This is a genomic window from Micromonospora sp. (assembly GCF_048594385.1).
In the GTDB taxonomy this organism is placed as follows: domain Bacteria; phylum Actinomycetota; class Actinomycetes; order Mycobacteriales; family Micromonosporaceae; genus Micromonospora; species Micromonospora wenchangensis.
This window is the reverse complement of sequence record NZ_JBMDWU010000201.1, coordinates 1-12,885: the sequence shown is the minus strand read 5'-3', so window position 1 is coordinate 12,885 and position 12,885 is coordinate 1. Positions and strand designations below refer to the sequence as shown.

The following is a 12,885-nucleotide window of genomic DNA, read 5'->3' as shown; positions in this document are numbered from 1 at the left end:
CTGCCGACCGCCCCGAGGAATCCGGCGTCCCCGCCCCGGCGCGACACGCGTGCCGCGCCGCACACCAGCGCCCTGGTCGCCGCCGACGGGTCGGTCGACTCCGTGCTGCCCGGCGCGCCGGCCACCGGCGGGCGGGCCGGTTCCCGGGCCACCGCCGCCGCGACCGTCGAGCCCGACGAGGTCAGCCCGCAGGCGGTCCGGCCCCGGGTGGCCACCGTCGGTGCGAAGGCGTCCACCCGGCGACGGCAACCCGGCGAGCTGATCTGCGGCGAGTGCGGCGAGGGCAACGCGCCGACCCGCCGGTTCTGCAGCCGGTGCGGCGACTCGCTGCGGACCGCCCAGGTGGTGCGTCGACGCTGGTGGCAGCGCCTGCTGCCGCGCCGTGGCCCCCGGGTCACCGCGGCCGGGACCCGTCCCGGCGCGCCCGGCGGCGGCCGACCCGGTGGGGTCGGTGGCGTGCTGCACGCGATCTACCAGCGGTCGAACGCGGTCGCCGCGGTGCTGCTCTTCGCGATCGGGGTGGCCTACCTGATCTATCCGCCGCTGCGGGAACGGATCAACGGGGCGGTGTCCGGGCCGGTGACCGGGGCGCGGGACTGGGCCGACCGGAAGATCAACCCCCGGTTCGTGGCGGTCCGGCCGGTGCAGGTGACCGGCGGCGCGTCGGTCCGCGACCACGGGCCGGAGCTGAGCGTCGACCAGTACCGCAACACGCACTGGCAGGTGCGCTGGGACAAGGAGAAGCCGCCGACGGTCACCCTGCGCTTCGCGGCGGAGGTCGACCTGGAGCGGCTGATCGTGACCGCCGGCACGGCCGAGGACTACACCGCGACCCACCGGCCGATGACCCTGCACCTGGTCTACTCCACCAACCGGTCGGACACCCTCACCGTCGAGGACACCGGGGAGCCCCAGACGTTGACCCTCGACGGGGCCGACGGGGTCACCACCGTGCAGATCCAGGTCACCGACGTGCACCGGGCCGAGAAGGGCACCGACGTGACGGTCAGCGAGTTCGAGTTCTTCGCCCGGGAGTGAGCGGTCGCCGGGCAGCGGGTGACGTCGGGGCACCGGGCCCCGGCGGCGGCACCCGACAACCACCACCACCGTCGGCCGACCGGCCCGACGGTCCCACGTCGGAGGTGTATCCGTGACAGAAGTCGCCATCGCCCTGAACACCACCGCGAACATGATCGGGTTCGCGCAGGGTCAGGCCAAGGGCCTGACGGACGGGGTGTTCCAGGTCAACGGGTTCAGCAACGCCGGGTTCCGGACCGAGCTGCCGCTGAACCAGTTGATCTCACCGGTGCCGATCGCCCACGGCCAGCTCGTCATGGTCCAGGGCGGCCAGTCCCGGCAGCACGTCTACTGGCTGCGCTACGTGCGCCGGGGCATCGGGATCACCGACAAGAAGCGGGTCTGCGTGGAGCTGCTGGTGCGCTTCACGACCTTCGACTACGTACCGAAGGACGGTGAGGGTGGCCCGACCGAGCAGGAGCTGGAGATCCTGCGCGACTACCCGCTCTGGGGGATCACCGACCTGAGCGTGTCGCTGCTGGCGACCGGCCGGGGGCGTAACCCGTTCAACAAGTTCAACGAGTCCGGCAGCCTGACCTTCGAGGTGGCCGCCGTCAACGGCGGCATGCCCCACCTGCGGATCAACTACCGGGTGCAGCATCAGGCGAAGAACCTGCTCGGCGCGCCCCTCGGGTTGAGCCACAACGACGTCGGCGCGTTCCTGGTGCACAGCAACGGCAGCTTCGAGATCAACCCGGGGGAGGGGCGGACCGAGAAGCACTTCCGGATCACCCCGCTCAGCGGCAGCGTGCACGACCGCCCGACCCGGGCCGTGCCGGAGGACGAGGACGGTCAGCCGGTCACGACCGGCATGCTCAAGGCCCAGCGCATCGAGCTGGGTGGGATCGACCGCGGTGGCCGGATGCTCGACCCGCACGAGCACAAGGGCATGAAGGTGATCGGCTTCGAGCGGATGGACGGCCCGAACACCATCACCGTCCTCAACGACGGTCAACCGCCGGTGGTCGCCTCGGCGGCGGACGACGAGGGGCACGAGGCGTCGCTGCGACTGGAGTACGTCCGCGACGGGGCCGTGCTGGGCCGGAAGGTCCGCACCAAGATCAAGGCGTTGCTGCTGCTGCGGTTCACCATGGTTTCGTACGTCACCGCGCCCGACGACGGCCACCGGCAGATGGTCTACGTGGGCGGGGTGCGCTACACCGCCTTCCGCAACGTCTCGCTGCGGGTGCTGGAGGTGGGGCACGGCGATCCGGTGGTGGTCGGCGAGAAGGGCCGGCAGTACGACGTCGACGCGGTCAAGAACCGGCACCACGAGGAGTCGACGTTGTTCTTCGGGCCGTACGTCGAGGAGGTGCCGGGGCAGGTCGGGGTGCAGCTACGCATCGACTGGACGGCCGAGCACGCCGGCGCGGACGGGCGGAGCCGCCAGCACAGCAACAAGGGGCAGTTCCGCCTCGGGATCGACTCGTCCGGCAGCCCGGTGCTCCGCCTGCTCGACGCCGACAGCAACAAGTACTTCACGGTCACGGGCTGAGGGGGAGACGACCGATGAACTATCCGGAGACCTTCGACACCACCGGCCCGGCCGGCCTCGACGACGCGTACGCCTACCTCTGCTGGGCGGCGGTCAGCGCGCACGGCATCCTCGCCGAGCAGCCGGACGCCGGCTGGGAGCAGGTGCCGGACCTGCTCGGGCAGGGCTGGGGCGACCCGGGTTGGTACCAGCGCAACGGCTGGCTGGCCGACTTCTACGACACCGTCTACCACCACGCCAGCGCCTTCCCGCCGGTGCAGATCTTCGCCGTCGACGAGCTGGGTGAGCCGGCGACGGAGATGGCCCGGGTGATCGACTCGGTGACCCAGAACTGGATCGCCGCCGCGCACCAGGCCGCCGACCAGGACGGCTACCACCAGGACGGCTACGAGCAGCACGGCTACGACCAGGCCGAGCAGTCCTACGACCAGCCGGACCACGACCACCAGCAGGGCTACGAACAGCACGGCTACGACCGGGACGGCTACGGGCAGCAGGACCACGGGCCGGACGGGTCGGCGTACCCCGGTGGGGAACCGGAACCGGCCGACCAGGTCGGGCCGGCCGACCAGGTCGAGCCGGTCGGGCCGACGCCGGAACCACTGGCCGACCTCGACCCGGAGGCCGCCCGGCAGGTGCTCGACCGGGTGGTCGACGACGAGGTGGACGACCTCTCGGTGGCCGACCAGCGGGTCCTGGCCACGGTGCTGACCGTCGAGAAGTTCCAGTACCTGGCCCGCGAGTACGACCTGGTGTGACCCGACCGGTGCCGGGCCGGGACCGCGCCACCAGCGGCTCCCGGCCCGCCACCGGCGGGCCCGATGGACCGACCGGCCATCGTCGTGCCCGGGGCCCGTCGACCGGTCGAGCAGGGACGACACCTCGTGACCAGCATCGAGTACGAGCCGGAGGAGCTGTCCGGCAACCGGTTCGCCGTGACCGGCTTCCGGGACGCCGGACTGCCGGTCGGGGAGTTCCTCGCCGACGACCTGTGGCCCGACGGGTTCGACGGCGCGGTGTGGCTGGACCGGGGCACCCGGACCCACCGGCACTGCTACTGGCTGCGCTACCGCCACCGGGGGCCGGGGGGCCGCAAGCTGGTCGCGGCGGAGTTCCTGATCCGGTTCGGCACCTTCCCCTACCGGCACCGCCCCGGCACCGACAGGTACTCGCCCCGGTCGGCGGCACCGCTGCCGGGCCTGTGGGGGATCGAGGACCTGAGCATCTCGCTGCGGGACACGGGTGCCGGCGGCCGGAACCCGTTCAACAAGTTCAACGACCCCGGCCACCTCGTCTTCGAGCCGACGATGGTGTTCGCCCCCGCTGCCGGCACCGGTGCCCCGGTGCCGGCGATCCGGATCGGGTACCGGGTCCGGCACGCGGAGAACCCCGTGCTCGGTCCGGCGGTCGCCCCGGGCCCCGAGGAGACCGGGGCGTTGACCGTGCACAGCGACGGCGCGGTCACGCTGGAACCGGCGTCCGGGTCCTCGTCGTGGCGGCTGGTCCCGGTCAGCGGTGCGGTGCACGGGCGGCCGTTGGTCGGGGCCGACCCGCCGCCCACCCGCAGCCTCACCGTCTACCGGGCGACCGGCGTCACCGTCCCGCCGCCGGTGACCGCCCTGCGGGTGCTGACCGGCCGGGCCCGCCGGGGCGCGGTCGAGGTGCAGGGATTCGAGCAGGTCGCCGGCCCGCCGCAGATCGAGGTGTGGCACGACGGGCACCCGCGCCGGCACCGCGCGTCGATGGGCGTCGACACCCGGGACGACGGCATGATCGTGGAGTACGCCCGGCCCGGCGACCCGGCCGAGGGCCCGCGGGCCGGCCGGGTCCGGGCCCGTCTCGCGTTGCGCCTGCTCACCTGCTCGTACCTGGTCGAGTCGAACGAGTTCGCCGACGCCGTGGTCTTCCACCACGGCCGCCGGCACCCCGGGTTCGCCGACGTGTCGCTGCGCCCGCTGCCCGACGACGCCGACCCCGCCCCGCCCGGGTCGGTCGGCTCGCGGCTGCGGTTCGTCCCCGAGTGGTACGACGGCCCGGACGGCGACCTGCCGGGCCTGCTGGTCCGCTGGTCGGAGGTGGCGGTGGCCCCGGCCCCGGGTCCCGGCACCCCGCTCGGCGGCACGTTCCTGATCACCGTGGACGCCTCCGGCGGGCCGCTGGTCCGCTTCGGCGACGAGCAGACCTACCGCCACCTGACCGTGACGAACTGAGCGGAGGACACCGTGCCGAGTCGGATGCGGCTGGTCGGCTACCGGCCCGACCCACCGGTGGGCGACGCCTTCACGGTCACCGGGTTCGCCGGTGCCGGCTTCCCCGAGCAGGCGACCCTGCGGGACCTGGTCAACCCGGCGCAGCCCTACCTCGCCGGCACCGGGATGATCCGGGGCGAGCAGCAGCGGCGGCACTCGTACTGGCTGCGCTACCTGCGTCGGCGGGGAGGCCCGACCGGCCCCAAGCGGGTCTGCGTGGACCTGCTGGTCCGGTTCACCACCTTCGACTACGTGCCCGCCGACGTCGGGGCCGGCCCGGCGTCGTCCCGGCAGGCCGCGCTGGCGTCCTTCCCCTGCTGGGGCGTCGCCGACCTGAGCGTGTCGCCGCACGCCGTGACGGCTGGTCGCAACCCGTTCAACAAGTTCAACGAGGTGGGTTCGCTGGTGTTCACCGCCCGGCTGGAGGCCGGCCACGGGACGGTGCCGGCGGTCCGGGTCGGCTACCGGGTGCACCACGAGCGGACCACTGTCGACGGGGTGCTGCTGACCCCGGAACACGACGAGGTGGGATCGTTCCTGGTGCACAGCGACGGGCTGTTCGAGGTGGCCGACCGGTCCCTGGCGACCCGCACCCACTTCCTCGTCACGCCCGTCGACGCCGGGGTGCACGACCGGCCGCCGGTGCCCCTGGCCGCCGCCCGGCGACCCGACGCGGCCCGCCCGGTGTGGCACGCGACCGGGCTCACCGCCGCCCCGGCCGAGCCGGCCGCGCCCCGGCTGACGTCGTACGCCGACGACACCGTCGTGGTGACCGGCTTCGACGGGCTGGACGGCCCGCAGACGCTGACGGTCCGCGACGCGGCAGGTGGGCAGCGGACGGCGATGCTGGACGCGGCGACCCCGGAACCCGGCGCGTTGCTGCTGGCCTACCGGGCCGACCCGGGGCCGGGGCGGGCCGGTGGCGTCCGGCTGCTGCTGGGGCTCCGGTTCACCATGCACCGTTACCTGGTCGCCCCGGCCGGCGTCGACCGTGGCACCGCCCACCGGCCGCCCGAGGACGGCACCGCCCACGTCGACGCCTACTACGGCGACGACCCGACGGCCGACCGGGAGGCGTGGCCGGTGCTGTGGCACCGGGGGCGGCGGCACACCGGCCTGCTACAGGTCGCGCTCCTGGTGTCCGGGGCCGACGGCGGGCCCGGTCCGCAGGCCGTGCGCAACAGCACCGGAGCGTGGACCCGGCTGGTGCTCACCCCCGACTGGGAACCGGGCGGCGACGACCACCCGCCGCGCCTACGGATCGGTTGGCACGCGTCGCACGGGGACGACACCGTCCCGGTCGAGGGCCGGCTGGCGTTCGACGTGGACTCCGCCGGCCGGCCGACCCTGACCCCGCTCGACGACGAGAGCCGCCGCCGGTTCACCGTCACGGGCTGACCGGCACGTCCTCGTCGCGGGCGGGCCGCAGCCGCCGGGACAATTCGGCGATCTCCCGCCGGTACGTGGCCTGCTGGGCCGCGTCGACGCCGCCGTCCGCGCCGAGCGCGACCAGCAGCCGCAGCGCGCGGACCTGGCCGAGCAGGTGCCCGGTCTCCCGGTGGGTCGCCAACGCCTCCTCGGCGGTGCGGGCGGCGGTCATCGGGCCGGTGGCCCGCAGCGCCTCGGCCGCCACCATCAGCGCGTGCCCCTCCCACACCCGGTACCCGGCGGCGCGGGCCACCGCGCGGGCCTGCCGGGCCAGCGCGACCGCCTCCGTCGGATCGGTGTCCCGGTGCACCTCGGCCAGCCCGATCAGGGCCTCGACCTCCTCACCCCGGGCCCCGCCGGAGCGGGCGAGGTCGAGCGCCCGCCGGTGTTCGGTCGTCGCGGCCGGATCACCGTTGCGCAGGTGGATCGCGCCCAGCACGTTGCGGGCGGCGGCCTGCTGGGCGGGGTCGCCGATCAGGTCGGCGAGGGCCAGCGCGGCGTCGGCCAGCTCGGTCGCCGGACCCAGGTCACCGCTCTGCGCGCGCAGCGCCGCCAGCCGGCGCAGGCTCTCCGTCTCGGTCGGCCGGTAACCGGTGCGCCGGCTCAGCTCCAGCGCCTCCCGCAGGTGGTCGAGGGCCTCGTCGTGCTGGCCGAGGGCGTGCTGCACCTCACCCAGGTTGCTCAGGCTGATCCCGGTGCTCATCCACATCCCGGTGCTGCGGGTCAACGTCAACGCCTGCCGGAAGACCTCGGCCGCCTCGCGGAGCCGTCCCATGTCCCGGTAGATCACCCCGAGGTTGCCGAGGCTGGTGCTGAGCCGTTCCGGGCCGCCGAGCCGTTCGTGGATGCTGACCGCGAGCCGGGTCAGTTCGGCCCCCTCGGCCAGCCGGCCGGCCCGCAGGTGCACCAACCCGCAGGTGCCGTACGCCGCCGCCAGGCCCTCCGGCCATGCCGCCCGGTGCGCCGCGTCGATCATGGCGGTGGCGTGGGACAGGCCCACCGCGTACTCGCCGCGACGCAGGTGCAGGCTGGCCAGCCCGAGCCGGCTCGCGGCCTCGCCGGCGTGGTCGCCGGCCTGCTGCGCGGCGTGCAGCGCGCTGGTCGCGGCGACCAGTCCGTCGCTGTGCGGGCGGAACTGGAAGTAGCCGCGCAGCGCGTCCGGGATCCGCCAGGCGGCCGGGTCGCCGTCGGGTTCGGCGGCGTGCGCGATCACCCGCATCAGGTTGGTGTGTTCCTCCTCCAGCCAGGCCATCGCCCCGGCGGAGGTGGGGAACGGCGACGCCCCGGCGGCCGGTCCGGTCCCGTCGGGCGGCAACCGCACCAGGTGCGGGTAGACGGCGACGGCGGCGGCCTCGGTGCGCTGCCGGTACCAGCCGTACAGACGCCGGGTGGCGGCCCGCAGCTCCGGCCCGGGGTCCTCGGCGGTGGCCCGTTCCCGGGCGTAGAGCCGCAGCAGGTCGTGGAACGTGTACCGGCCGGGTGCCACCTGCCCGACGAGGTGCGCGGCGGCGAGCCGGTCCAGCTCGCGGGCGGCCACCGGCTCGTCGATCCCGGCCAGCGCGGCGGCGGCGGCCACCGTGACGTCCGTCCCGGGTGCCGTGCCCAGCAGCCGGAACAGCCGCCGTGCCGGGGCGGGCAGGGCGGCGTACGACAGGTCGAACGCCGCCCGGACGGCCGCCTGGTCGTCGCCCTCGATACGCAGGTCGGCGAGCTGGTTGCCGGCGGTCAGCCGGGCGGTGTGCGCGCTGATCGACTGGTCGGGCTGGTCGATCAGGTTGGCGGCGGCGATCCGCAGGGCCAGCGGCAGCCGGGCGCAGACCGTCGCCAGCTCGGCGATCTCGGTGGCGCGGGCGACCCGTTCGGTCGGGATGATCCTGGTGAGCAGGGTGCCGGCCTCGGCGGCGGTGAGCACGTCGAGATCGATGCGGCGCGCGCCGTCGACAGCGACGAGCCCGCTGAGCCGGTCCCGGCTGGTGATCAACGCCAGGCAGCCGGCGCCGCCGGGCAGTAGCGGGCGCACCTGGTCGGCGCTGGCGGCATTGTCCAGCACCACGAGCATCCGGCGACCGTCCAGCATGGTACGCAGCAGCGCGGCGGCCTGCCCGGCGTCGACCGGCACCTGCTCGGCCGGCACCCCGAGCGCGTGCAGGAACCCGGCCAGGGCCTCCTCCTCGCGTACCGGGCTGGCCGTCGAGTAGCCGCGCAGGTTGACGTAGAGCTGCCCGTCGGGGAAGTGCCGACGCACCCGGTGCGCCCAGTGCACCGCCAGGGCGGTCTTGCCGACCCCGGCCATCCCGGTGATGGCGGAGATGACCACCGGACCCCGGGTCGCCGTCTCCCCGGCCAGCAGCGCGTCGAGCGCGGCCATCTGGGTGTCGCGTCCGGTGAAGTAGGCGACGTCGGGAGGCAGTTGTGCCGGCGGGCGGTGGCTGGGGGGGCGGGCCGGCGACGACGTCTCGGGCCGGTGCGGTGCCGCCCCGGGACGTACGGCCGGGGCGTCACCGGCGGCCGGGCGGGCGACCACCCGGGGCAGGTCCTGGCGCAGGATGCGCAGCTGTGCCTCGCGCAGTTCCGGGCCGGGTTCCACGCCGAGCTGCTCGGCGAGGCGGTCCCGCAGCTTGCGGTGCAGGGTCAGCGCACGGGCCTGCTGGCCGCAGGCGGCGAGGGCGAGCATGAGCCGGGCGTGCACCTGTTCGTGCAGTGGTTCGTGGCGGGCCACCGCGTGCAGCTCCCGGACCGCCCGGTCGGGCAGTCCCAGGTCGACGGCGAGCGTCGCGTAGGTGACGGCGGTGGCGATGCGGCGACGGTTCAGGGCGACGGCGGTCGGGTGCTGGGCCAGGCTCGCCGCCGCGTCGGCCAGGACCGGCCCGCGCCACAGCGCCAGTGCGCCGGCCAGCCGGTCCAGGCTGGCCAGGTCGCCCGCGACGCTGCCCTCGGCGCGTTCGATCACGGTGGCGAACTCGCTCAGGTCGAGCTGGGTGGGGCCGACCCGGAGCCGGTAGCCGCCACCGACGTGGGTGATGGTGGTGCCGGTGTTCCCGGGCCGGTCCAGCACCCGGCGCAGCCGGGCGACGTAGGTGTGGACGAGGTTGAGGCAGCTGTCCGGCGGGTCGTGGCCCCAGAGCACGTCGACGATCTCGTGGCGGGACACGATCGTGTCCGGGTGCAAGGCGAGCAGGCCGAGCAGCATCCGTTGCCGGTTGGCGCCGAGCGCGACCGGTTCGGCCCCGACCTGGATGCGCAGCGGGCCGAGCACGTCGATGCGGAGGGTGGGTGCCGACGCGGCGGGTGGCGCGGGGCCGGGTGGCTCCAGGTGGGGCAGCCCGACGGCGTCGGCGATGCGTCGGAGGGATTCGGCCCGGGGGTTGCGGACCCGGCCCTGTTCGATGTCGCGCACCGCCCGGACACTGATTCCTGCCCGTTCGGCCAGCTGCTCCTGGGTCAACCCGGCACCCAGTCGTCGTCGTCGGATCTCAGCACCGCCGTCGGCCATCGACCGGCCTCCCTGTCATGGCTGCGCGTCCTTCCCACCAGCGCGGCCAGCACATGATTCTGCCGGTTGACCGGTCGGATGACCATGATCTTCCACACTCATTCACCGAGGGACACGCCGCCGAAACCTGCCGATCGGGCAGCAGCGGTCGCCCGTCGGGGCAACGGTTCTGCCGGTTCTGCCGGTGCTCCGGCGGCTCACTTTTGGACGGTCGTGCATTTGAGCAGCTCAAAACGTTGCCGCCCGGCAAGGATGTCGATTCGACGGCGTCCAGTCGGCCTCCAGTGCCCGGCCGACCACCGTCTCTACCGTGGACCACGGACACCGCCACCACCCGTCGGCCGGTGTCCACCTCGGCGAAGCGACTTGCACCGGTCACGGAACCGCACGGCACCGGCCTCCGGACCACCGATCTGTCCCCCTGCTGAACGGCAGCCTGGCAGCTGACGCTCGACTCAGCCCGGAAGCTAAGGAACCGCCATGAACGGACGTGCCCAGACCTACATCCGTACCCCCGACCCGATCTCCACGGCCGGCATCACCGCGGCGCTGCGGGGCCGGGCCGAGATCGAGGTCGTGCCCGCGCAGATGATCACCGGGGAGACCGTCGGCGTGGTCGCCGCCGACACCCTCGACCACGGCACGCTCGACGTGCTCCGCGCCGTACGCCGGCTGGGCTGCCGGCGGTTCGTGCTGGTCGCCGCCGTCGAGTCGGACTCGGCCCTGATCCCCGCCGTGGAGCTGGGGGTACGCGCCCTCGCCTCGCGTACCGAGGCGACCGGTCACCGGCTGGCCCAGCTCGTGGTCAGCACCGCCTCCGGTGGCGCGGCGATGCCCCCGGAGGTGCTCGGGCTGCTGGTCAAGCAGGTGACCCGGCTCCAGCAGACGGTGCTCGCCCCGCGCGGCATCGACGTCAACGGGCTCTCGGTGCGGGAGAGCGAGATCCTGCGGCTGGTGGCCGACGGGATGGACACCCGGGAGGTGGCGACCCGGTTGAGCTACTCGGAGCGGACCGTCAAGAACGTGCTGCACGACATCACCAGCCGGTTCCAGCTCCGCAACCGCACGCACGCGGTAGCGTACGCGGTCCGGGAGGGGCTGATCTGACGCTCGGGAGGCGGGACGTGGCGGACGGAAACGCCGACGGGCGGCGGGTGACCCACGACGACCTGGGCGCCTGGCTGATCAAGGGCAACGCCGACCTGGTCGACCTCGCCGGCCGGTTCGCCCGGAACCCCCGGGTGACGGGCTGGTGCGTCCGCCCCGGCTACCGGGCCCGGCTGATGCGGGCCGGTCAGCCCGTGGTGTTCTGGGCCAGCGGCAGCCGGGGACGGTTGCCGTACGGCGTCTGGGGGATCGGCCGGCTCACCGGCGAGCCGGTGCCCGGTGGGGAACCCGGGTCACCCTGGACGGTGCCGCTGGACCTGACCGTGCTGCCCGAACCCCGCCGGCTGCACCGGGACCGGTTACGCGCCGATCCCCGGCTGGCCGGCCTGGAGGTGTTCCGCCAGCCGCAGGCGGCCAACCCGTCGTACCTGACCCGGGCACAGTTCACCGCGCTCGCCGACCACCTGCCCGAGGCGGCCGGCGCTACCAGCGCACCGGCAGCGTGGTGACCACCCCGCCCACCTCCCGCTCCGCGATGGGGAACGGCCCGTCGGTGGCGAGGCGCAGACCGGGCAACCGGGTACGCAGCCGCTCCAGCCCCACGGCCAGGATCGCCCGGCCGAGCCGTCGACCGGGGCAGTAGTGGCGGCCCCCGCCGAACCCGACGAACTTCGGCCCGTCACGGTGCGGCAGGAGCGCCTCCGGCGTGCCGGGATGCGAGTGGGTGTATGCCCCCGACCAGCGGCGGATGCGGTCGCAGTCGTCGGCCGGGATACCGAGCAGCCGGGTGATCGTCAGCAGCGGGAGCCGGTCGGTGTACCCGGCGACGAGGTCGTCGGCGCGGCGGCCGTCGGCGGTCATCGCGTCCACGAGGGCGTCGGCGACCTGCCGGACCACCGGCAGGTGGGCGGCGACCCGCTCGTGGTTCATCGCCCGGGTGGCGACCCGGTGCACCGTCGCGTGCGACCGTTCGGACTGGTTGATCAGCAGATCAGGGTCGTAGAGGAAGTTGGGTTCGCCGCTGCGCCTCGGTGCGTCGGCGAGTGCCCGGCCACCGTCGCGCCGGATCAGCCCTCCCGTGGGGCCGGCAGCCGCTGCCCGGACCCGAACGGATACCGGACCCGCGTGCCGTCGGGGGTGCGGATGGTGACCGGGAGGCGGCCGGTCGGTTGCGCACCGACCAGGGTGTCCGCCAGCGCGGCCAGCGAGACGTCCCGGTAGCCGTACGTCGCCAGGTAGGTGCGGACCGACCGGAGGTGGGCGATGTCGTACGGGGTGCCGACGGCGACCACCACCACCGGTAGGTGTGTCGCCAGCAGCGCCTCGACCAGATTCCGCTGGCGCTCGTCGTTCCCGACGTTGTTGGTGAGGACCACTGTGACGTCGCTCCTGGTGGCCGCCGCCACCACCTGCGCGACGGTGCCCCGGTCCGGCGACCCGGTGTACATCGGCGTCGGGACCAGCCCCCGGCCCCTCAGTTGGCCGGCCAGCGACGGTACCGCGGTGGCCCCCCAGCCGGTGACCAGCACGTGGCGGTGGGACCCGGACGGCAACGGCAGCACACCGGCCTCGTGGCGCAGCAGGGTGACCGACCGGCGGGCGACCTCCGCCATCGTCTCCTGGTCCGCGGCGGTGCCGACCAGCGAGTCGACAGCCCTGCTGCTGGTGTACGGGTTGTCGAAGAGGCCCAGGGCGGCTTTCAGGCGGAGGATCCGGCGTACCGACTGGTCGATGCGGTCCTCGGTGAGGGTGCCGTCGCGTACCGCGCCGAGCACCGTGGCGATGGCGGCGGGTGGGTCGGCCGGCAGCGTCAACTCGTCGTTGCCGGCCCGGACGGCGTCGAGGATCACCCGCTCCGGCGGGATGGCCGCCAGCGCGTCCGCGCGCAACGCGTCGGTGACGACGACTCCGTCGTACCCCAGGGTGTGGCGGAGCAGACCGGTGACGATGGGCGCGGAGAGGACCGCAGGCGTGCGGGAGGGGTCCAGCGCCGGGACGATCACCGCCGTGGGCATGATCGACTCGACCCCGGCGGT

Annotated in this window: 10 protein-coding genes; 7 read left to right on the top strand and 3 right to left on the bottom strand. The window is 74.3% G+C overall.

From position 1 onward, the window contains the following. From ACOJTC_RS10715 to ACOJTC_RS10695, 5 genes are all read left to right on the top strand, one after another. A partial coding sequence (locus tag ACOJTC_RS10715) for a zinc ribbon domain-containing protein (RefSeq protein ID WP_420116743.1) occupies window positions 1-1,038 on the top strand: 1,038 nt, incomplete at its 5' end. 112 nt (window positions 1,039-1,150) lie between these two features. Continuing rightward, on the top strand, window positions 1,151-2,572 hold the full coding sequence (locus ACOJTC_RS10710; RefSeq protein ID WP_204928574.1) for a hypothetical protein: 1,422 nt from the start codon (window positions 1,151-1,153) through the stop codon (window positions 2,570-2,572). A 14-nt stretch (window positions 2,573-2,586) separates the two neighbouring features. After that, on the top strand, window positions 2,587-3,330 hold the full coding sequence (locus tag ACOJTC_RS10705) for a hypothetical protein (RefSeq protein WP_420116742.1): 744 nt from the start codon (window positions 2,587-2,589) through the stop codon (window positions 3,328-3,330). A gap of 126 nt (window positions 3,331-3,456) precedes the next feature. Beyond that, window positions 3,457-4,782, top strand: a complete 1,326-nt coding sequence (locus ACOJTC_RS10700; protein WP_420116741.1) for a hypothetical protein — start codon at window positions 3,457-3,459, stop codon at window positions 4,780-4,782. Between the two features lie 12 nt (window positions 4,783-4,794). Next, window positions 4,795-6,219, top strand: a complete 1,425-nt coding sequence (locus ACOJTC_RS10695) for a hypothetical protein (RefSeq protein ID WP_420116740.1) — start codon at window positions 4,795-4,797, stop codon at window positions 6,217-6,219. Here ACOJTC_RS10695 and ACOJTC_RS10690 read toward each other — a convergent pair. Next, window positions 6,209-9,742 carry a BTAD domain-containing putative transcriptional regulator gene (locus ACOJTC_RS10690; protein ID WP_420116739.1) on the bottom strand — a complete coding sequence of 1,178 codons (3,534 nt, stop codon included), beginning with the start codon at window positions 9,740-9,742 and terminating at the stop codon, window positions 6,209-6,211. The genes ACOJTC_RS10695 and ACOJTC_RS10690 overlap by 11 nt on opposite strands. A gap of 480 nt (window positions 9,743-10,222) precedes the next feature. Between ACOJTC_RS10690 and ACOJTC_RS10685 the strand changes: the two genes are divergently transcribed. Then, the gene (locus tag ACOJTC_RS10685; protein WP_377681884.1) at window positions 10,223-10,849 is read left to right on the top strand and encodes a helix-turn-helix transcriptional regulator; all 627 of its coding nucleotides are present in this window, start codon (window positions 10,223-10,225) and stop codon (window positions 10,847-10,849) included. Window positions 10,850-10,866: 17 nt separating this feature from the next. Next, complete coding sequence (locus tag ACOJTC_RS10680) at window positions 10,867-11,358, top strand: EVE domain-containing protein (protein WP_420116738.1); 492 nt, start codon at window positions 10,867-10,869, stop codon at window positions 11,356-11,358. Here ACOJTC_RS10680 and ACOJTC_RS10675 read toward each other — a convergent pair. Both ACOJTC_RS10675 and ACOJTC_RS10670 read right to left on the bottom strand, forming a co-directional pair. Then, window positions 11,333-11,803: a hypothetical protein gene (locus ACOJTC_RS10675; protein WP_420116737.1), complete on the bottom strand. Its 471-nt coding sequence runs from the start codon at window positions 11,801-11,803 to the stop codon at window positions 11,333-11,335. The genes ACOJTC_RS10680 and ACOJTC_RS10675 overlap by 26 nt on opposite strands. A 113-nt stretch (window positions 11,804-11,916) precedes the next feature. Continuing rightward, window positions 11,917-12,885, bottom strand: a 969-nt coding sequence (locus tag ACOJTC_RS10670) for a glycoside hydrolase family 3 N-terminal domain-containing protein (protein WP_420116736.1), incomplete at its 5' end; no start/stop codon positions are given.